The organism is Plasticicumulans acidivorans (assembly GCF_003182095.1).
In the GTDB taxonomy this organism is placed as follows: domain Bacteria; phylum Pseudomonadota; class Gammaproteobacteria; order Competibacterales; family Competibacteraceae; genus Plasticicumulans; species Plasticicumulans acidivorans.
In genome coordinates this window covers 40,422-58,096 of the sequence record NZ_QGTJ01000003.1, presented here as the reverse complement: position 1 = coordinate 58,096, position 17,675 = coordinate 40,422, and the positions used below count along the sequence as shown (strand labels likewise).

General features: G+C 65.9%; 14 protein-coding genes and 1 CRISPR repeat array. Of the genes, 9 read left to right on the top strand and 5 right to left on the bottom strand.

Features of this window, described 5'->3' with window-relative positions; translation table 11 throughout:
- Positions 1 to 23: 23 nt before the first annotated feature.
- Positions 24 to 941, bottom strand: a complete 918-nt coding sequence (locus C7443_RS05725; protein ID WP_110017641.1) for a LysR family transcriptional regulator — start codon at positions 939 to 941, stop codon at positions 24 to 26.
- Positions 942 to 1,054: 113 nt separating this feature from the next.
- Between C7443_RS05725 and C7443_RS05720 the strand changes: the two genes are divergently transcribed.
- The 5 genes from C7443_RS05720 (at position 1,055) to C7443_RS05700 (ending at position 9,257) form a co-directional block, all read left to right on the top strand.
- Positions 1,055 to 2,329, top strand: a complete 1,275-nt coding sequence (locus tag C7443_RS05720; protein ID WP_110017640.1) for an MFS transporter — start codon at positions 1,055 to 1,057, stop codon at positions 2,327 to 2,329.
- A 354-nt stretch (positions 2,330 to 2,683) separates the two neighbouring features.
- Entirely contained in the window at positions 2,684 to 3,640 is a 957-nt protein-coding gene (locus tag C7443_RS05715) for a PEP-CTERM/exosortase system-associated acyltransferase (RefSeq protein WP_110017639.1), read from the top strand.
- Between the two features lie 297 nt (positions 3,641 to 3,937).
- On the top strand, positions 3,938 to 4,837 hold the full coding sequence (locus C7443_RS05710) for a PEP-CTERM/exosortase system-associated acyltransferase (RefSeq protein WP_110017638.1): 900 nt from the start codon (positions 3,938 to 3,940) through the stop codon (positions 4,835 to 4,837).
- 71 nt (positions 4,838 to 4,908) lie between these two features.
- Positions 4,909 to 5,712, top strand: coding sequence for a hypothetical protein (locus tag C7443_RS05705; protein ID WP_110017637.1), 804 nt, complete (start codon positions 4,909 to 4,911; stop codon positions 5,710 to 5,712).
- Positions 5,713 to 5,904: 192 nt separating this feature from the next.
- Positions 5,905 to 7,947: a CRISPR direct-repeat array (repeat unit 29 nt; unit sequence GCGTTCCCCGCAGGCGCGGGGATGAACCG).
- A 149-nt stretch (positions 7,948 to 8,096) separates the two neighbouring features.
- Positions 8,097 to 9,257, top strand: a complete 1,161-nt coding sequence (locus C7443_RS05700) for a benzoate/H(+) symporter BenE family transporter (RefSeq protein WP_110017636.1) — start codon at positions 8,097 to 8,099, stop codon at positions 9,255 to 9,257.
- Positions 9,258 to 9,296: 39 nt separating this feature from the next.
- On the opposite strand, the gene C7443_RS05695 is transcribed toward C7443_RS05700, so the two are convergent.
- Together C7443_RS05695 and C7443_RS05690 are read right to left on the bottom strand one after the other, a co-directional pair.
- Positions 9,297 to 10,217, bottom strand: coding sequence for a pirin family protein (locus C7443_RS05695; RefSeq protein WP_110017635.1), 921 nt, complete (start codon positions 10,215 to 10,217; stop codon positions 9,297 to 9,299).
- Positions 10,218 to 10,281: 64 nt separating this feature from the next.
- Positions 10,282 to 10,887 (bottom strand): FMN-dependent NADH-azoreductase, encoded by a 606-nt coding sequence (locus C7443_RS05690; RefSeq protein WP_110017634.1) that lies wholly within the window; start codon positions 10,885 to 10,887, stop codon positions 10,282 to 10,284.
- Positions 10,888 to 10,997: 110 nt separating this feature from the next.
- Between C7443_RS05690 and C7443_RS05685 the strand changes: the two genes are divergently transcribed.
- Together C7443_RS05685 and lexA are read left to right on the top strand one after the other, a co-directional pair.
- Complete coding sequence (locus C7443_RS05685) at positions 10,998 to 11,909, top strand: LysR family transcriptional regulator (protein ID WP_110017633.1); 912 nt, start codon at positions 10,998 to 11,000, stop codon at positions 11,907 to 11,909.
- 76 nt (positions 11,910 to 11,985) lie between these two features.
- On the top strand, positions 11,986 to 12,597 hold the full coding sequence (gene lexA / locus C7443_RS05680) for a transcriptional repressor LexA (protein WP_246004573.1): 612 nt from the start codon (positions 11,986 to 11,988) through the stop codon (positions 12,595 to 12,597).
- A gap of 288 nt (positions 12,598 to 12,885) precedes the next feature.
- Here the strand turns inward: lexA and C7443_RS05675 are convergent, their stop codons facing one another.
- Together C7443_RS05675 and C7443_RS05670 are read right to left on the bottom strand one after the other, a co-directional pair.
- Entirely contained in the window at positions 12,886 to 13,575 is a 690-nt protein-coding gene (locus C7443_RS05675) for an LrgB family protein (protein WP_110017631.1), read from the bottom strand.
- The gene (locus C7443_RS05670; protein WP_110017630.1) at positions 13,565 to 13,969 is read right to left on the bottom strand and encodes a CidA/LrgA family protein; all 405 of its coding nucleotides are present in this window, start codon (positions 13,967 to 13,969) and stop codon (positions 13,565 to 13,567) included. The genes C7443_RS05675 and C7443_RS05670 overlap by 11 nt, the downstream gene beginning before the upstream one ends.
- Positions 13,970 to 14,067: 98 nt before the next feature.
- On the opposite strand from C7443_RS05670, the gene C7443_RS05665 reads away from it, so the two are divergent.
- Both C7443_RS05665 and C7443_RS05660 read left to right on the top strand, forming a co-directional pair.
- The gene (locus C7443_RS05665) at positions 14,068 to 14,958 is read left to right on the top strand and encodes a LysR family transcriptional regulator (RefSeq protein ID WP_110017629.1); all 891 of its coding nucleotides are present in this window, start codon (positions 14,068 to 14,070) and stop codon (positions 14,956 to 14,958) included.
- 292 nt (positions 14,959 to 15,250) lie between these two features.
- The gene (locus C7443_RS05660) at positions 15,251 to 17,554 is read left to right on the top strand and encodes a putative bifunctional diguanylate cyclase/phosphodiesterase (protein WP_110017628.1); all 2,304 of its coding nucleotides are present in this window, start codon (positions 15,251 to 15,253) and stop codon (positions 17,552 to 17,554) included.
- Positions 17,555 to 17,675: the final 121 nt, after the last annotated feature.

Genomic DNA, 17,675 nt, shown 5'->3' with positions numbered 1-17,675 from the left:
TTCTGCCAGAAATGACACAGAGTTTAACGTTGATTATTGGTCATGGCGTTTGACGATGCGCTTTCTGCCAGTGCGACGAAATTGGCGACGCTGGCGCGGCGCGGGCCCTCACGGGTGGCCAGCGTCAGGCTGGTGAAAAAGTCCGGGTCGCTGAGCGGCAGATAGCGCACGCCTTCGACACGCACACATTCCATGGGGGCCGGCAGGATCGACAGGCCGAGGCCGGCGGCCACCAGGCCGATGATCGTCGAGCTTTCGCGCGCTTCCTGCGCAACGCGCGGGGTGAAGTGGCGCTCGCGGCACAGCCGGCGAAACTGGCCGAGCAGACCGGTACCGGCTTCGTCGCTGAACATCACGAAAGGTTCATCGGCCAGCTCGATCAGCGCGACGCGATCGCGCTTGGCCAGTGGATGATCGACGTGCACGACCAGGCGCAGCGGGTCGCGGCTGAGCTCATGCAGGCACAGTCCCTCCGGCAGCTCGCTGAAATCCGGGCCGCGCACGAAGCCGATGTCGAGCTCGCCGGCCGCGAGTGCCTCCAGCTGCAGGCGGGTGTTGAGGTCGCGCAGGTTCAGACGCACGTCCGGGTAGCGACGGCGGAAGCGGTAGATCAGGCGTGGCAGCAACGTGGTGAACGGCAGCGAGTTGGTAAAGGCGATGCGCAGTTCGCCGCTTTCGCCGTGACCGACACGGCGCGTCTCCTGCTTGATCTGTTCGACTTCGACGAGCAGTGCGCGGGCGCGTTCGAACAGGCACTGACCGGCCTCGGTCAGTGCCACACGCCGGCGGCTGCGTTCGAACAGGAGGACGCCGAGTTCGGCCTCCAGTGCCTGGATCTGCTGGCTCAGCGGTGGCTGGCCGATGTGCAGGCGTTCGGCGGCGCGGGTGAAGTGCAGTTCCTCAGCGACGGCGATGAAGTAGCGTAGGTGCCGCAGTTCCATCTCAATGTCTCCGCAATTGATATGTCACATATATCAATACTGCTTGAAACATATATTTCACTGGCGGTTTTGCCAGGCATAAGCTCGCGGCCTGTTTCAGGAGGTCTGTCCAGATGTCCACTCAAGTCCTCGCCGCCGAGCCCGTCGCCACAGGCATCGTCGTCGGCACGCCCGCGTATCGCCGCCTGCGCTGGTCGCTGTTTATCGGCGGCTTTTCGACCTTTGCGCTGCTGCATTGTGTACAGCCGCTGCTGCCGCTGTTGTCACATGCCTTCGCACTGTCGCCGGCACAGGCCAGCGTTGCACTGTCGGCGGCGACGGCGAGTCTGGCGCTGTCGCTGGTGATCGCCAGCGCCTTGTCCGACCGCTTCGGCCGGCGGCCGCTGATGATCGGCGCGCTGCTGCTGTCGGCGGCGCTGGCGATCGCCAGCGGTTTCGCCAGCGGCTTTTCGCAGCTGGTGCTGCTGCGGGCGCTGGAAGGCATCGCGCTGGCCGGCCTGCCGGCGGTGGCGATGGCCTACCTCAGCGAAGAGATGGAACCGAGTAGTCTGGCGCACGCGATGGGCGTCTACATCGCCGGCAGTGCCGTCGGCGGCATGAGCGGACGCATGATCGCCGCCTGGCTTGCCGAGTGGTGGAGCTGGCAGGTGGCGCTGGGCACGCTCGGTGTGGTGTCGCTGCTGGCGGCGCTGGCGTTCTGGTGGTGTTTGCCGGCGTCGCGCGGTTTTCGGGCGCGCTCGCTGCATCCGCGCGTGCTCTATGCCGGCGCCCGTGCGCATCTGACCGATGCCGGCCTGCCGTGGCTGTACGCGCTGGCCTTCCTGCTGATGGGCTGCTTCGTCAGCGCCTACAACTACCTCGGTTATCGCCTGCAGGCGCCGCCGTTTGCGCTCGGCCCCGGTGTGACCGGTCTGATCTTTGCGCTGTACATGGTCGGCAGTGTCGCCTCGACCGGCTCGGCGCGTCTTTCCGCCCGGCTCGGCCGCGCTCGTGCGCTGTTGCTGCTGATCGGCGCCGGGCTCAGCGGGTTGCTGCTGATGCTGTCGGAGAGCGTGGCGGCCATCGTGCTCGGCCTGGCACTGTTCAATATCGGCTTTTTCGGCGCGCATGCCACGGCGAGCAGCTGGGTAGGACGGCGCGCGCAGCAGGCGAGGGGGCTCGCTGCCGCGCTCTATCTGACCGCCTATTACGCCGGAGCCAGTCTGCTCGGCACGTTTTCAGGGCTGCTGTGGCATCGCGGCGGCTGGGCAGCGGTGGTCGGCGTGCTGGCCTTCTGCCTGTTGCTCGCAGCCGGCATCGCCGTGCGGCTGTGGCGACTGGAGTCCGCCGCAGTCCGCGGAGCGGCGGCGGACGTCGAGCGGGCGGCGGCAGGCGTGAGTGCGGCGTAATCGGCAGACAGCGGACGGACATGGTCCCGGTGTTCGCCACACTTGGCTCAAAAAGCCAACAGGCTTTTGCACACTTGCATTTAGGTGCAGCTGGCCTTAGCGTTCGCCCGTCTAGTGGATGTCTATCCAGCGTTTTGTCGGGAGCCGTATCGTGCAAGGGACTGCAGCCGCGTGTGCAGGCGTTTCAGCGCCTTTTTTGAGACTGGATCGGTATCAGCGGCCGATAGCATCGAGTGGCTGTGGCGGCTGGAAAATCTCCATCCAGAGTGCTGCTGCTTGGAAGACGGCTCCATGCCGTAATCGGCATCCATCGTCTATGAGGCCAGGCGGCAATGGCACCCGAGTGCTGCCGTCATGAATCGGGCGGTCGAAGCTTTGCCTGGACCGGTTACGGCAGCCGTCCATAGCAGCCTCGAACAGCTTTCAGAGCACTTCTGCTGGCGCCTCGCCTGCACACCGGCAGAGCGCGATGAAGTTTTCGCACTGCGCTATCGGGTCTACTGCGCTGAGCTTGGCTGGGAGGACGACAGCCACTGCCCAATGGGCATGGAGCGTGACGAGTTCGATGCGCAGGCGAGCCAGGCGCTGATGGTGCATCGCGGCAGCGGTCACATCGTTGGCTGTGTCCGTGTGGTGTTTGCCGGTGACCACGATGTGGCGCATGGGTTACCGTTTGCCCAGATCTTCGGTGACCGGCTGGCTGCACTGACCACGGCCGATGCCGAGCTGGCGCACATATTCGATCAGCCGCAGGCGCTGTGTGAGTTTTCGCGTTTTGCCGTGGCCAGCGAGTTTAGGCGTCGGCGCATCGATGGACCGGCGCCTGAAGGTCTGCCTTTGCACCGGCTGAAGGTGCATGACGAGGACCAGCGGATGGTTGCGGACGCACGCAGTGGCGTGCCGGCGCTGGCGATGGGTCTGGTGTTCGCCGCCGCCGCGATCTTCCTGCATTCGGATGCGCGTTATGCGTTTGCATTGATGGCTCCCGCGCTGGCCAGGCTGCTGGCGCACGGCGGCTTCAGACTGCATGCGGTCAGTCCGCCGGTCGAGCACCGGGGTCGGCGTCGCCTGTATCTGATCGAGCGTGGCGAGGGGCTGAGTCGTACCTCTCCGGCTGCACTCACAGCCATTGCGACGGCACACTGGCATTTATATGGCAGGCTGCCCGAGGACTTGCCGCTGCCAGAGGGGTTTTCCGTGATTCCGGACGGTGTGTCGCGGTGTGTGCCGGGGCATTGTGCTGCAGAGCTGATCGACGGTCGTTGCTGGTGCAATTTCAGAGGGGCCGGCGATCCCAGAGGGCAGCATTGATGCGGCTCGCAATCTGCTGGAGTGCTGCTTACCTGCAAGGGTGGCTTTAGCCGTTTGAATCAGGACGTCGAGAATGCGAAGGAGCGCATTGATGCCCGTCGGAATGATCGATCATCGGCTTGAGCTGTCCGTTCTTCAGCCAGCAGGGCACCTGCGCCTGTGGTGGCGGTACAGTCGCCCGCAGCGGCGAAACAGCAAGTCCATGTATCACGTTACCGATCGACTCAGCCGACTGCGTGATGCCGATGTTTGCTCATATGCTCGCGGCCTGCCTGGCATGGCGTGGGGGACTTCGGAATGATGCCTCTACGTTTTCGGGCGTTTGCCAGAGGCAGCGTTTACAGCCAGTTGCAGACCTATTTCGTGTGGCGGCTGGCGACGACACCCCAGTCTCAGGTACAGGCTTATGCGCTGCGCCATCGCGTGTATTGCGAGGAGCTTGGCTGGGAGCTCAGCGGGGCTGCAGAAGAAGCGCTGGAATCCGATGTGTTTGACGCGCGTTCCGAGCATGCATTGCTGGTGCACCGTAGCAGCAGTCAGGTCGTTGGCTGCATACGCCTGGTATCGAGCGGTGCAGCGGATGCACACACGACGCTGCCCTGTCTGAATGTTCTCGGGACGCTGGTTGGGGCGGCGGCGGCAGCCAGTCCGCAGCTGGCGGCTGCACTGACACAGCCGAGCCTCGGCTGTGAATTATCCCGCTGTACCATCGCCAGCGAATTTCGCCGTCGCCGTGCTGACGGTCCGGCACCGCTTGGACTGGATTCAGGCGGGCAGCTTCCAGCGACAGGCATCCATGACCCGCGTGATCGGGGACCTCTGCCGGCTATCGGCCTGGTATTGGCTGCTGCGGCCATGTTCGTTCGCTCACCGGCACAATATGCATTCGCTCTGATGGCCCCGGCGTTGGCGCGCTTGCTGGCTGGGCTGGGGTTTTGTCTGCGGCCGGTATCCTCTGCAATCGAGTACCACGGCGTGCGTCAGCTTTACCTGTTCGACCGCCATGAAGTCATGCGCTACACCGAGCCATCGATGCTGGCTTCGATTGCGGCAGTACATCGACAGCTCTACGGCAATGGACCAGACGGCTGGTGCATGCCAGTCGCACCGTTCGGCCCTGTGGTGCCGTCGTGCTATTCGGCGCGCTGTGATCCGGACGCGGTGGGAAAGCTCGGTTGTACCTGGTTGACCTGCTGAATAAGGACTGTTAGCGGCTGTTCGACACAAATCACGGACGTTGGTGAACGATCCAGGATGGAGAAAGTGATATGGAAAAGTTGAGTAAATATCGGAAAGCATGCCGTAATCATGTAGCGGGCCTGGCGCTCGCGATGCTCACATCTTTCGGCGCACCGGTGGCTTCGGCACTGACGATCGACGAGTCGTCGTTGACGGCCGGTGGCGGTCTGGTCAGTGGTGACAGCCTGGAGCTGGTGTCCAACAGTGTGCTGGCGAGTCTGCCGGATGGCACGTTCTTCGAGTGGGGCGTGTCGGAAGTGCAAAGCTTGACGGCGGCCGGTGTGTCGATATCGACCGGTATCGGCAGCGCATATGGCCTTTACGCGCTGTTCACCGTGTCCGGCGATTCCGTTTACGATCCGCTCAGTGGTTCGATCAATGCGGCAATCACCAACGGTACTTTCATGCTGTATCTCGACCCGCAGCTCGATTCGAATCTCACACCGGCCGGCGTGGTGGGGAGCTTCGACGGCACCGGCACAGCAGACGACATCCTGCTCGGCTCAGCGTCCAATGCTCAGGCTGACGGCGCGATCTCGGTATCGGCAACACTTGCTGCCGAATTTTTAGTCATGATCGAAGACTTCGTGCTCAGTGCAGAGGGAGAGGCTTTACTGGGCGCGCAGGCTCTGGACGGTACGGTAACGCTGAATGGCAGTGGCCACATCATGACCCTGCCTACCGGCGCGTTCTGGGCACATGACCAGTACGGTGCGAGTTTTGGTGTTCTGTCGGTGCCGGCCCCGTCTTCATTAGCAGCAATCGCCGGCGGTTTACCGCTGTTGCTGACGGCCTTGTCGCGGCAGCGTCGTAGACAGGCAGACTTGCATTGAGTCCCTTACCCGCAGCCGTATATCGGCTGCGGTAGTTTTTGGCATGCTGATCTGCACATTGCCAAAATATCTTTTAAAAATAGTTGGTTGTATGATTTTTCCGCTACCGCGCAATTGCCAGAGTGCCGGTATTTACGCGGTAGATTTTTTATGCGTGTTTTTTTATATGTTTTTCATATAGATAGCTGAAGAGCGTTCCCCGCAGGCGCGGGGATGAACCGGTGTTCGTTTGCGGAGTGGTGCTCGTAGGCGGGCGTTCCCCGCAGGCGCGGGGATGAACCGGATACTTGGCGTGGTCAAAACCAAATCCCAGCGCGTTCCCCGCAGGCGCGGGGATGAACCGATGTGGATCACGTCCGTGAGGTAATGATTGACGCGTTCCCCGCAGGCGCGGGGATGAACCGGAACAGGCACGTTCTCAATAACAGTAGCAGCCGCGTTCCCCGCAGGCGCGGGGATGAACCGCCGCGATCGATCGAACGCAGACACCGCCTAGCGCGTTCCCCGCAGGCGCGGGGATGAACCGTTAATGTTTTAGTTGGTGTTTTGGATCGTACTGCGTTCCCCGCAGGCGCGGGGATGAACCGCCTTGTCTGAAATGTTTTCCGATACCGACGATGCGTTCCCCGCAGGCGCGGGGATGAACCGCAGAGCAAAGCTGCCCTATTATCAGCGACTCAGCGTTCCCCGCAGGCGCGGGGATGAACCGAATGGAGCTGCGCGCTGATGCGCCGGCCGGCGGCGTTCCCCGCAGGCGCGGGGATGAACCGTGCTGGTGTGGGACATAGTATTTCCTTTAATTGCGTTCCCCGCAGGCGCGGGGATGAACCGGCCTCCTCGTCCGGGGTGCGCGTGCCGGCCCCGCGTTCCCCGCAGGCGCGGGGATGAACCGGTGGTCATTTTCAACTCCTACCCCTGACTCCCGCGTTCCCCGCAGGCGCGGGGATGAACCGGCCGACATAGCGGAACAAAGCCCCCTCAATAAGCGTTCCCCGCAGGCGCGGGGATGAACCGGCTGGCAGCAAGCGTGAGCGACTCCTGACCGAGGCGTTCCCCGCAGGCGCGGGGATGAACCGACACCGCCGCCCAGCATGGATTGCTTTACGCAGCGTTCCCCGCAGGCGCGGGGATGAACCGCTCATTGATAGTGCCGTTCAGCACGGTCACCAGCGTTCCCCGCAGGCGCGGGGATGAACCGACCCGCACGTAACTGGTACGGGCGACCTCGAAGCGTTCCCCGCAGGCGCGGGGATGAACCGCCGATCACCTGGTCGGCCAGGCGTATCGGCTGGCGTTCCCCGCAGGCGCGGGGATGAACCGTCCACCGGCGCCACGGCGATAACTCCGTGCCCGCGTTCCCCGCAGGCGCGGGGATGAACCGCCGATGCATATCAAACGCCTGCCAATGATCCGGCGTTCCCCGCAGGCGCGGGGATGAACCGGCGAATTTCCGTAATTTGATGACAATTCATATGCGTTCCCCGCAGGCGCGGGGATGAACCGCGACCGCGCGCCGCGAGACTGGCAGCGACCAGGCGTTCCCCGCAGGCGCGGGGATGAACCGCAGATTTTATATCCGCAGTATGAGGCATATATGCGTTCCCCGCAGGCGCGGGGATGAACCGTGTCCACAGAAACAGAACTTTCCGCTTCCAATGCGTTCCCCGCAGGCGCGGGGATGAACCGCCGACGTAAATCCTTTTTTGGCGGTTCCCATTGCGTTCCCCGCAGGCGCGGGGATGAACCGACTGTCGCCCGCAGCAGGCGATGCGGCGTGGGGCGTTCCCCGCAGGCGCGGGGATGAACCGTGTCGCTGCGCGACGTGCAGGTGCCCGTCACGGCGTTCCCCGCAGGCGCGGGGATGAACCGCCGTTCGCGCGGGAACCAGTTACCTACGACATGCGTTCCCCGCAGGCGCGGGGATGAACCGGTGCAGGCGGTTGGTTATCGGATGATGGCCTGGCGTTCCCCGCAGGCGCGGGGATGAACCGACGGTACAATGTGAGAGTCGGCACGGTGTGTCGCGTTCCCCGCAGGCGCGGGGATGAACCGACACGCACAGCGTCTGGAGATTCTCCGCATCGGCGTTCCCCGCAGGCGCGGGGATGAACTGACTTCTTGTGCCCGGATATTGTCCTGTTCCAGGCGTTCCCCGCAGGCGCGGGGATGAACCGATCATGGCCGCGCACGCGAAATTGCAGCCGGAGCGTTCCCCGCAGGCGCGGGGATGAACCGATCTGCATGGAATGCCGCTGCTGCAGGGACATTCTCGCGGTGTCACTTGGCATGTCAGCATGACAGTCGTCTTGCTGCCGGGTGCATCACAGTTGGGCTGCGCTGCTAGCCTGTACGGCTTTTCGCTTGGCCTGCTGCAGGAATCGCCTATGCGTTTGCTCAAGGATTTCTCCGTCTCCGCTGTTGTGGCGGGGTTCGTGACCGTGCTGGTCGGTTTTACCAGTTCTGCCGTCATCGTCTTTCAGGCCGCGGCCGCGCTCGGTGCGACGCCGGCGCAGATCGCCTCGTGGATGTGGGCGCTGGGTATCGGCATGTGCCTGACCTGCGTCGGTCTGTCGCTGTATTACCGGGTGCCGGTGGTCACCGCCTGGTCGACGCCGGGAGCGGCGATGCTGATCACCGGGGCGGCCGGTGTGTCGCTGGCCGAGGCGACCGGTGCGTTTCTGGTGTCGGCCGTGCTGATCGTCGTCGCCGGTTTCAGCGGCGGTTTCGAGCGGGCGATGCGGCGTATCCCGCTGTCGCTCGCCTCGGGCATGCTTGCTGGCGTGCTGTTGCGCTTCGGGCTGGATGTGTTCGTGGCGATGCAGGCGCAGCTGGCGCTGGTGCTGCCGATGTTCGCTGCTTATCTGCTGTTGCGCCGGCTGTCGCCGCGCTATGCGATCGTCGTCACCCTGCTGCTCGGTATCGGGCTGGCCGCGGCGCTCGGTCTGCTACATGCCGATGGGCTGCAGCTGCAACTGGCAACTCCGGAGTGGGTGAGGCCGGAATTTTCGCTGCAGGCAATGATCGGCATCGCCTTGCCGCTGTTCGTGGTGACGATGGCCTCGCAGAACGTGCCGGGTGTCGCCGTGATCCGCGCGGCCGGCTACACCACACCGGTGTCGCCGCTGATTGGCTGGACCGGTCTTGCGACCCTGCTGCTGGCGCCGTTCGGCGCGTTCGCGATCAATCTGGCAGCGATCTCGGCGGCGATCTGCATGGGACGCGAAGCCCATGAGGATATCAATCGGCGCTACACCGCGGCGGTCGCCGCCGGCCTGTTCTACCTGCTGGTCGGTTTGTTCGGTGCCACCGTCGGGGCTCTGTTCGCGGCGCTGCCACGGGAGCTGGTGCTGGCGATCGCCGGACTGGCGCTGCTCGGCACCATCGGCAGCGGCCTGGCCGCCGCCGTGCGCGACGAGCACGAACGCGAGCCGGCGCTGATCACCTTTCTGGTGACCGCGTCGGGTCTGAGCCTGTTCGGTATCGGTTCGGCGTTCTGGGGCATCGTCGCCGGTGGCATCGCACTGCTGGTGCTGCGCCGGCGTTGATGCAAAGCCCGGCCCGAATTTCCGGGCCGGGCTGGGTGTTTACAGCGTGCCGGCGCGCACGGCGTGGAAGGCGCCGCTCTGGTAGTCGGCCGCCGCCTGGTAGAGCTGCTCGCGCGTGTTCATGACGAACGGGCCATGCTGGGCGATCGGCTCGCGCAGTGGCTGGCCGGCGACCAGAATCGCGCGGACGCTGCCCTCGGCGTCGGCGGCAACGCTCAGTTCGAGGCCGTCGCTCCCGGCGCTGTTGGCGAACAGGCCGAGGTAGCCGGCCGAAACCGTGCGCCCGCCGGCATGCAGCTCGCCGCGATAGACGTAGATGAACACGTTGCGCTCAGCCGGCAGAGGCTGCGCGAAGCGGCCACCGGGCTCGATGGTCATGTCGAGGTACAGCGGCTCGGTGACCGGGCGCTGCATCGCGCCCTGCACACCGTGGCTGCTGCCGGCGATGACGCTGACCTCGGCGCCGGCATCGGTGACGAAGCGCGGAATCGCCGCCGCCGGGATGTCACGCCAGGCCGGCGCGGTCATCTTGTCGGCGGCCGGCAGGTTCAGCCACAGCTGGAAGCCTTCCATGCGACCGTCTTCCTGCTCGGGCATTTCCGAGTGCACCAGACCGCTGCCGGCGACCATCCACTGCACATCGCCGTTCTGCAGCAGGCCCTCATGGCCGGCGCTGTCACGGTGGCGCATGCGCCCGGCGATCATGTAGGTGATCGCCTCGAAGCCGCGGTGCGGGTGATCCGGAAAACCGCCGATGTAGTCGCGCGGCTCGTCGGTACCGAAGGCATCGAGCATCAGATAGGGATCAAGCCGCTGCTGCAGACCATGGCCGATGACGCGGGTCAGGCGCACGCCGTCACCGTCGGTGGTGACCTGGCCGCGGACCAGACCTTCAAGCGCACGTGGCCGTTGCACCTGTTCGCTGCGCACACCGGGGCGGGAAAGGGTGGTGGTCGTCATTGTTATGGTCTCCTGTGGTGTTGCAGCCCGCCGTGGCGGCGGCGGGCGGATGAATCCGGGTACCTCAGGCGGCGGCGAACAGCCGGTCGATCTCGCCTTCGGCTGCCTGCAGGGCCGCTTTTTCGGCCTCGGGGCCGAGGTTGAGGCCTTCGGCGTAAACGAAATGCACATCGGTGATGCCGAGGAAGCCAAGCACCGTCTTCAGATACGGTGTCTGCTGATCGCTCGGCGTGCCGCGGTGCACACCGCCACGCGCCATCGCCAGATAAACGCGCTTGCCCTTGAGCAGGCCCTCGACGCCGTGTTCGGTGTAGCGGAAGGTGACGCGGGCACGGCAGATCGCATCGATCCAGGCCTTGAGCTGCGCCGGCACGCCGAAGTTGTACATCGGCACACCGATGACGATGACGTCGGCTTCCTGCACTTCATGGATGCGGGCATCGTCGAGGGCGACACGGGCCGCCTGCTCCGGCGTGCGTGCTTCGGCCGGCGTGAACAGCGCACCGAGCGCGGCGCCGTCGAGTACCGGCTGCGGATTCGTGGCGAGATCAAGCAGTGTCAGCGAGGCGTCGGGGTTCTGCGTGCGCAGACGGGCGACGATGTCGTTGGCGAGGCGGGTGGAATGCGAGCCGCTGGTCTTGGCGCTGCCATTGATTTGCAGAATGTTCATCGACCGTCTCCTGAGGGCTGTGGTTGGCGTGAGGCGTACTGTATTGCTCCATTCATGCGCTCAGAAGCCCATAAAATAGATAACACTGTTCCATATTCGGGATAATTGTGATGCCGACCGATGCCAACGACCTGCTGCTGTTCGCCCAGGTCATCGACTGCGGCAGCTTCAGCCGCGCGGCTGAACGCAGCGGACTGCCGAAGTCCACGGTGTCGCGACGCATCGCCGCGCTGGAGACCCGGCTCGGCGCGCTGTTGCTGACGCGCACCACGCGGCGGTTGCAGCTGACCGAGTTCGGCGAGCTGCTGCTCGAACATGCCCGGCGCATCGGCGAGGAGGTCGAGGCCGCCGATGCGCTCGCCGAACAGTGTCAGGTCGAGCCGGCCGGACGGCTGCGGGTGACGATGACGCCGGATTTCGCCGAGCGCCTGCTCGGGCCGATGCTCGCCGCCTTCAGTGCGCGTTATCCGCGCGTGCAGCTCGAACTCGACCTGACGCCGCGCGTCGTCGACCTGATCGGCGAACAGGTCGATGTCGGCGTGCGCCTCGGTTCGCTCGGCGACGACAGCGGTCTGGTCGCCCGCCGCCTGTGCCTGCTGTCGACCCGGCTCTATGCCAGTCCCGCCTACCTCGCCGAGCATGGCGAGCCGCAAACGCCCGCCGAACTGGGCACCCATCGCGCCGTGCATCTGGCCGGGCGGCTCGGTGATCCGCAGCCGTGGCGGCTGCAGTACGGCACGCAGCGCTGGGAGGGGCTGCCGGCGGGTCGCATCCGTGCCAATTCGATGGCGATGCTGACCGAACTGGCGCTGGCCGATGCCGGCATTGCCGCGCTCAGCGATGCCTATCTGCAGCAGCAGGTCGCCGCCGGCCAGTTGCGCCGGGTGCTGCCGCAATGGGAGCTGCCGGCCGAGGCGGTGTGGGCGGTGATGCCGGGGCGCCGACTGGTACCGGCGAAGACCCGGGCCTTTCTCAGCGCGCTGGAAGCGACGCTGGCGCAGCGTTTGGCGCCGACACCCTGATTCACCGTTGGATGCTTGTTTGTTCTCATTTTGTTCTCTATGCTTGCCCGTAATGAGAACAAAGCGAGAACAAACCGTGAATGCCGCCATCACGCCGACCCAGCAGCGCCTGCTCGACATCCTGCACACGCATCAGCGCGAGTACGGCGAGGCGCCGCTGCTCGAAGAAATCGCGCAGGCACTCGGCATCCGTTCCCGCGGCGTCGTGCACCGGCATCTGCAGGCGCTGCAGGCTGCCGGCCTGATCGAGATCGAACCCCGTCGCCGGCGCGGCATCCGCCTGTGCGGCGATGACACGGCAGCGGAGGGTGACGACGCGGCGCTGCCGCTGCTCGGCCGTATCGCCGCCGGCCGGCCGATCGAGGCGGTGGCCGACCAGCAGACGCTCGATCTGCGCTGCCTGGCCGGGCCGAACCGCTACGCCCTGCGCGTGCAGGGGGAATCGATGATCGAGGCCGGCATCCTCGATGGTGACACGGTGATCATCGAGGCCGCGGAAAGCGCGCGCGCCGGCGAGATCGTCGTCGCGCTGCTCAACGGCGGTGAGGTCACGCTGAAGTACTACTACCCGCGCCCGGACGGCAGCGTGGTACTGGCCCCGGCCAACAGCCGGATGGAGCCGATGCGTTTCGCGGCTGATCAAGTGTCGATCCAGGGACGGCTGGTCGGCCAGGTGCGGATCTATTGAATCCGCCGTCGTAACGCTCACGTAAGTGAGAGCAAAGAGGATGGCGGCCATGACGGCGCGGTTTCATCCTCACCGTCATTGTGCAGCCGAGGGCATCACCGAGAGTCCCGATGGCAGCCGTTTTTTAGAGGAGACAACGCTATGCGCTTCCTGCCCCGTCCGGTCCGCCATCGCCTGCGGCGCATGACCGTCCATGCCTGGCGCTGCGGTCTGCTGACACCCCGCCAGTTCGCCCGCACGCTCGCCCGCCTGCACTGAGCATGCCGACGACACCGCCAGCGCCGCTGTTCAGCGCAGCCACATGGCCAGCAGCGGCGCCACCAGCACATTGAATACGCCGGCCAGAATCATCACCAGACCGGCAACCGAACCTTCCTCCTCACCGACTTCCCGCGCGCGGGCCACGCCGGCACCGTGCGCCCCCATGCCGAACAGCGCGCCGCGCGCCAGCGAGGAGCGCAGCGGCAGCAGGCGCGCCAGCCAGCTGCCGAGCGAAGCGCCGAGGATGCCGGTGATCATCACGAACACCGCCGTCAGTTCGGGAACGCCGCCGATGTCACTGGCGACGACCACCGCGAACGGCGTCGTCACCGAGCGCGGCACCAGGCTCGCACGCAGGCTGGCATCGAGGTGCAGCGCGCTGGCCAGCGCCCAGGAACTGGCGATTGCCAGCGCGCTGCCGGCGATCACACCGATCAGCAGTGCCGCCCAGTGACGGCGGATCAGCGCGCGCTGGTCCCAGATCGGCAGCGCGAAGGCCACCGTCGCCGGACCCAGCATCATCAGCAGCCAGTGTGAACCACGCATGTAGTCGCGGTAGCCGGCGTGCAGCGCGATGGCCAGCCCGATCAGCGCCAGCGGCGTGACCAGCAGCGGCGAGGTCCAGGCGCTCGGATAGTGGCGGTACAGCACGCGCGACAGCGCGTACAGCGCGATCGTCACCAGCGGCCAGAACAGCAGGGCGATTTCAGCCGGCACGACGCTCGCTCCAGCGGCAGCAGGCTTCCACCGTCAGCGCGGTACCGGTCATGACGATGACGGTACCGAAGACGATGACGGCGACCAGCTGCAGGCCCTCGCTGCGCAGCAGTGCACCATGGTCGAGCAACGCCATCACCGCCGGCACGAAAAACAGCAGCATTTCAGCGAGCAGCCAGCCGGCGCCACGGCGCAGGCTGTGGCCGGAGACCTGGCCGCTGGCGAGCAGGGCCAGCAGCAGCAGCATGCCGAGCACTCCGCCGGGCAGCGGCAGCGCGTAGCGGCGCACCAGCGCATCGGCTCCCCACCACAGCGCAGCCAGCAGGACGACCTGCAGCACGCGACTGCGGCGCAGGCCGTAACGCAGGCGGGTGGATAAACGATCGATGGACATGGGCGGCTACCTCCTGAAACTTCCGCCAGCGTACGTCCGTCATATTCATGTTAAAAATGAATTGTCTGAATCAGATTAATTCATGGAAGGCATGGAACATGGACTTGCGGGCTCTGCGTTATTTCGTCGAAGTCGTGCGTGAGGGGGGCTTTTCAGCCGCCGCGAAAACGGCCTTCGCCACTCAGCCGACGCTGAGCAAGGCGGTACGCCAGCTTGAGGATGAACTCGGTCTGCCGCTGCTCGAACGCATCGGTCATCGCATCCTGCCGACACCGGCCGGCGAGATCGTCTATCGCCGTGCGCTCGGCCTGCTCGCCGCGCGCCAGGATCTGCTCGCCGAACTCGACGATCTGCGCGGCCTGCGCCGCGGCGTGCTGCGCCTGGGCCTGCCGGTGCTCGGCAGCCATCTGCTGTTTGCGCCACTGTTCGCCACCTACCGCCAGCGCTATCCGGGCGTCGAGATCCAGCTGCTCGAACGCGGCAGCCAGTTCATGGAGGAGGCGGTACTCGCCGGCCAGATCGAACTTGCCGGCAGCCTGCTGCCGATCCCGGAGACCTTCGACTGGCAGATGGTCTGCGAGGAACCGATGGTGGCGCTGCTGCCGCGCGCGCATCCGCTGGCCGGCACGCCGGCGGTGACGCTCGCCGAGCTGGCCGACAGTGCGTTCATTTTGTTCGAGGGCGGTTTTGCCCTGAACCGCATCATCATCAATGCCTGCCAGCAGCTCGGCTTTACGCCGCGCGAGGCGGCGCGCAGTGCACAGCCGGATTTCATCGTCGCTCTGGTCGCCGCCGGGCTCGGCATCGGCCTGCTGCCGCGGCTGATCGCCGAGCAGCGACCGCATCCGCAGGTGTGCTACGCACCGCTCGCCGGTGAGCAGGCGCCGCGCTGGCAGCTGGCGCTGAGCTGGCGCCGCGGTTCGTATCTGTCGCCAGCGGCCCGAGCCTGGCTCAATCTGGCGCGCACGATTGGAGGAACAAGCTCATGACGTGCAGTAATGCTCGGAAAATCCAGTCTTTTGCAATAGATGGGCGTAAGAATTGCGTCAGACGGTTGCGCGTGGGATTGGCCGCAGGTAACGCTCACGGCAGACTGCGGAGGCGGCGGTACAGTGGATCGAGCAGCATCAGCCAGGGCTGGCCGCAAGCGCGTTGTCTGCCGGAGCCATTACGCATGACAAGTCACGATCTTCAGCGTCGTACCCCATCTTTCGGTGCCCTTGCCGGTGCGCCGCGTGTGCTCGTGCCGCGCGCCGACATGGTCTGTGACGGGTGACTGACATGTCGTTCGCCCCGCTGCGCCGCGTGCCCTTTCTGTCGCTGCTTCGCGTCGGTGTCGTGCTGATACTGAGCGTGGGGCTGGGCGCACAACTGTGGTCTTTGCGCCGCAGTGGCGACGCCGTTGCGGGCAGCGGCGATGATGCGCTGGTGGCCACCGTCCGCCTCGGACGTGAGCTGCCGGAACTGGCCCGTGCCGTGGATGCCCGTCTGCGCGGGCGCGCGGACGTCGACCGCGAGGCCCTGGATGCGCGGCTGGCGACGCTCGACGCGCTGCAGGCGAGCGAGGCGGTGCGGAGCGCGTCGAGCCTCGGGGCGGCTTTGGCGCAAACCCGCCAGGTACTGGGTGAGGTGCGTTCCGCACTGGCCAGCGAACCGGCCGATGAGGAGCGTCTGACGGCGGTGCTGCCGAACCTGCAGCTGCTGTCCGCCGCACTCGATATGGCGGCGCTCAACGCCATGGCCGACCGCGGTCCGTCCGAGCTTGCCGGTCCGCATGTGTCGATGTCCTGGGTGGCGTGGCTGGCGCCGCTGGGCATCGGCTTGCTGCTGTGGCGGCCGCCCCGGCAGCGCGGCGGGCGGTTGCAGCGGATTCTGCACCGGCGCCTGGCCAGCCGTGATGCACGCCTGCAGCGCATGCGCAGCGCGCTCGCGCGGATGTCGTTGATCGTGCAGCGCAGCCCCGTTGCTGTGGTGCTCACCGACGCCCAGGGCGTCATCGAGTATGTCAATCCGGCCTTCGAGCGCAGCTCGGGGTACGGCGCCGAGTCGTTGCTCGGTCACAGCAATGCGGTGCTGCGCTCGACGGTGATGCCGAGCGGCGTGTTCGACGATATGTGGCGGGATCTGCAGGCCGGGCACGAGTGGCAGGGTGAACTGTGCAACCGGCGCCGCAACGGCGAGTTCTATTGGGAACAGGTGTGGATCGCGCCGCTGTATGAGCGCGGGGTGCTGGGCGGCTACGTCGCCGTCAAGGAGGACATCACCCAGCGCAAGGCCGATCAGTCGCTGCTCTGGCAGCAGGCGCACCTGGACGAGCTCACCGGCCTGCCGAACCGTGCGCAGTGTCTGCAGCGCCTCGACGAGGATCTGCTGCGGGCGCTGGAGCGCGGGTTGTGCCTGGGCGTGCTGCTGGTCGATGTCGATCATTTCCGCCGCATCAACGACGGTTTTGGCCATGCCGCCGGCGATGCCGTGCTGCGTGAGCTGGCGCAGCGCCTGGGACGGATCGGTGTCAGCGGCGACAGCGCCGGGCGCCTGGGGGCCGATGAATTCCTGGTACTGGCGACGCGCCATGATCAGGCGGCGCTCGAAAGCCTGGCGCAGACCTTGAGCGATGCCATCGCCGCGCCGTTTTTCGTCGACGGTAAACCGCTGCACGTCAGCTGCAGCATCGGCTATGCCAGTGCGCCGGGCGATGCCGGTGAGCCGGCGCGGCTGCTGCAGTGCGCCGACATGGCTCTGTCGGCGGTCAAGGCGTGCGGACGCGGCGTCTGGGGCCGCTTCGAAGCGGCGATGGCGCAGAACCTGCGGCAACACCTGCTGATCGAGCAACGCCTGCGCGATGCCCTGCGGCTGAATGCGCTGAGCCTGCATTATCAGCCGGTGATCGCGCTGGAGGATGGGCGCATCGTCGGTGCCGAGGCGCTGCTGCGCTGGAACGACGCCGAGCTTGGCGAAGTGCCGCCGGACGTGTTCATTCCGGTGGCCGAGGACAGCAGCCTGATCGTGACGATCGGCGAATGGGTGCTCGATACCGCCTGTGCGGAGCTTGCGCACTGGCGCGCCATCGATCCCGGCAGTGAGCTGCACATGGCGGTCAATGTGTCGGTGCGCCAGTTCGCCGAGCCGTTTTTCGCCATGCAGGTTGCCGCAGTGCTGGCCCGCCACGGCCTGCCGGCGCAGGCACTGACGCTGGAAATCACTGAAACCCTGCTGCTCGATGGTGACGCGCGCACCCTCGCCGCGATCGAGGAGTGCGCCGCGCTCGGCGTGCGCATCGCCGTAGACGATTTCGGTACCGGTTACGCCTCGCTGGCCTACCTCAAGCGCATTCCGGTGCATGCGCTGAAGATCGACCGTTCGTTCATCGCCGACCTGCCGGGCGATCGTGGCAGCGCGGCGCTGGTCAGTGCCATCGTGGCGATGGCGACTGCGCTCGATCTGGAAGTCGTTGCTGAAGGCATCGAGAGTCTGGCGCAGGCCGACTTCGCCTTCGCCCGCGGTGCGCATGCCGCGCAGGGCTATTTCTACGGTCGTCCGGCCAGCGCGCTCAGCGTGCGCGCCCGCTTGTCTGCCGCCAGCTGATTCGCCGCAACCCGCGGGATTTACGCTGCGACGCAGCAGACGCGGCCGGGGTTTTTTTGCCATGATCGCCGGCGGCGCCGGTCGTCGCCGTACGCAACCGGCCGTGCCGGGCGCCCCATTG

Excerpts from the sequence above, each read along its gene's own strand:
- C7443_RS05725 (WP_110017641.1), bottom strand. The coding sequence starts at position 941 with ATGGAACTGCGGCACCTACGCTACTTCATCGCCGTCGCTGAGGAACTG.
- C7443_RS05720 (WP_110017640.1), top strand. The coding sequence starts at position 1,055 with ATGTCCACTCAAGTCCTCGCCGCCGAGCCCGTCGCCACAGGCATCGTC.
- C7443_RS05715 (WP_110017639.1), top strand. The coding sequence starts at position 2,684 with ATGAATCGGGCGGTCGAAGCTTTGCCTGGACCGGTTACGGCAGCCGTC.
- C7443_RS05710 (WP_110017638.1), top strand. The coding sequence starts at position 3,938 with ATGATGCCTCTACGTTTTCGGGCGTTTGCCAGAGGCAGCGTTTACAGC.
- C7443_RS05705 (WP_110017637.1), top strand. The coding sequence starts at position 4,909 with ATGGAAAAGTTGAGTAAATATCGGAAAGCATGCCGTAATCATGTAGCG.
- C7443_RS05700 (WP_110017636.1), top strand. The coding sequence starts at position 8,097 with ATGCGTTTGCTCAAGGATTTCTCCGTCTCCGCTGTTGTGGCGGGGTTC.
- C7443_RS05695 (WP_110017635.1), bottom strand. The coding sequence starts at position 10,217 with ATGACGACCACCACCCTTTCCCGCCCCGGTGTGCGCAGCGAACAGGTG.
- C7443_RS05690 (WP_110017634.1), bottom strand. The coding sequence starts at position 10,887 with ATGAACATTCTGCAAATCAATGGCAGCGCCAAGACCAGCGGCTCGCAT.
- C7443_RS05685 (WP_110017633.1), top strand. The coding sequence starts at position 10,998 with ATGCCGACCGATGCCAACGACCTGCTGCTGTTCGCCCAGGTCATCGAC.
- C7443_RS05670 (WP_110017630.1), bottom strand. The coding sequence starts at position 13,969 with ATGTCCATCGATCGTTTATCCACCCGCCTGCGTTACGGCCTGCGCCGC.
- C7443_RS05665 (WP_110017629.1), top strand. The coding sequence starts at position 14,068 with ATGGACTTGCGGGCTCTGCGTTATTTCGTCGAAGTCGTGCGTGAGGGG.
- C7443_RS05660 (WP_110017628.1), top strand. The coding sequence starts at position 15,251 with ATGTCGTTCGCCCCGCTGCGCCGCGTGCCCTTTCTGTCGCTGCTTCGC.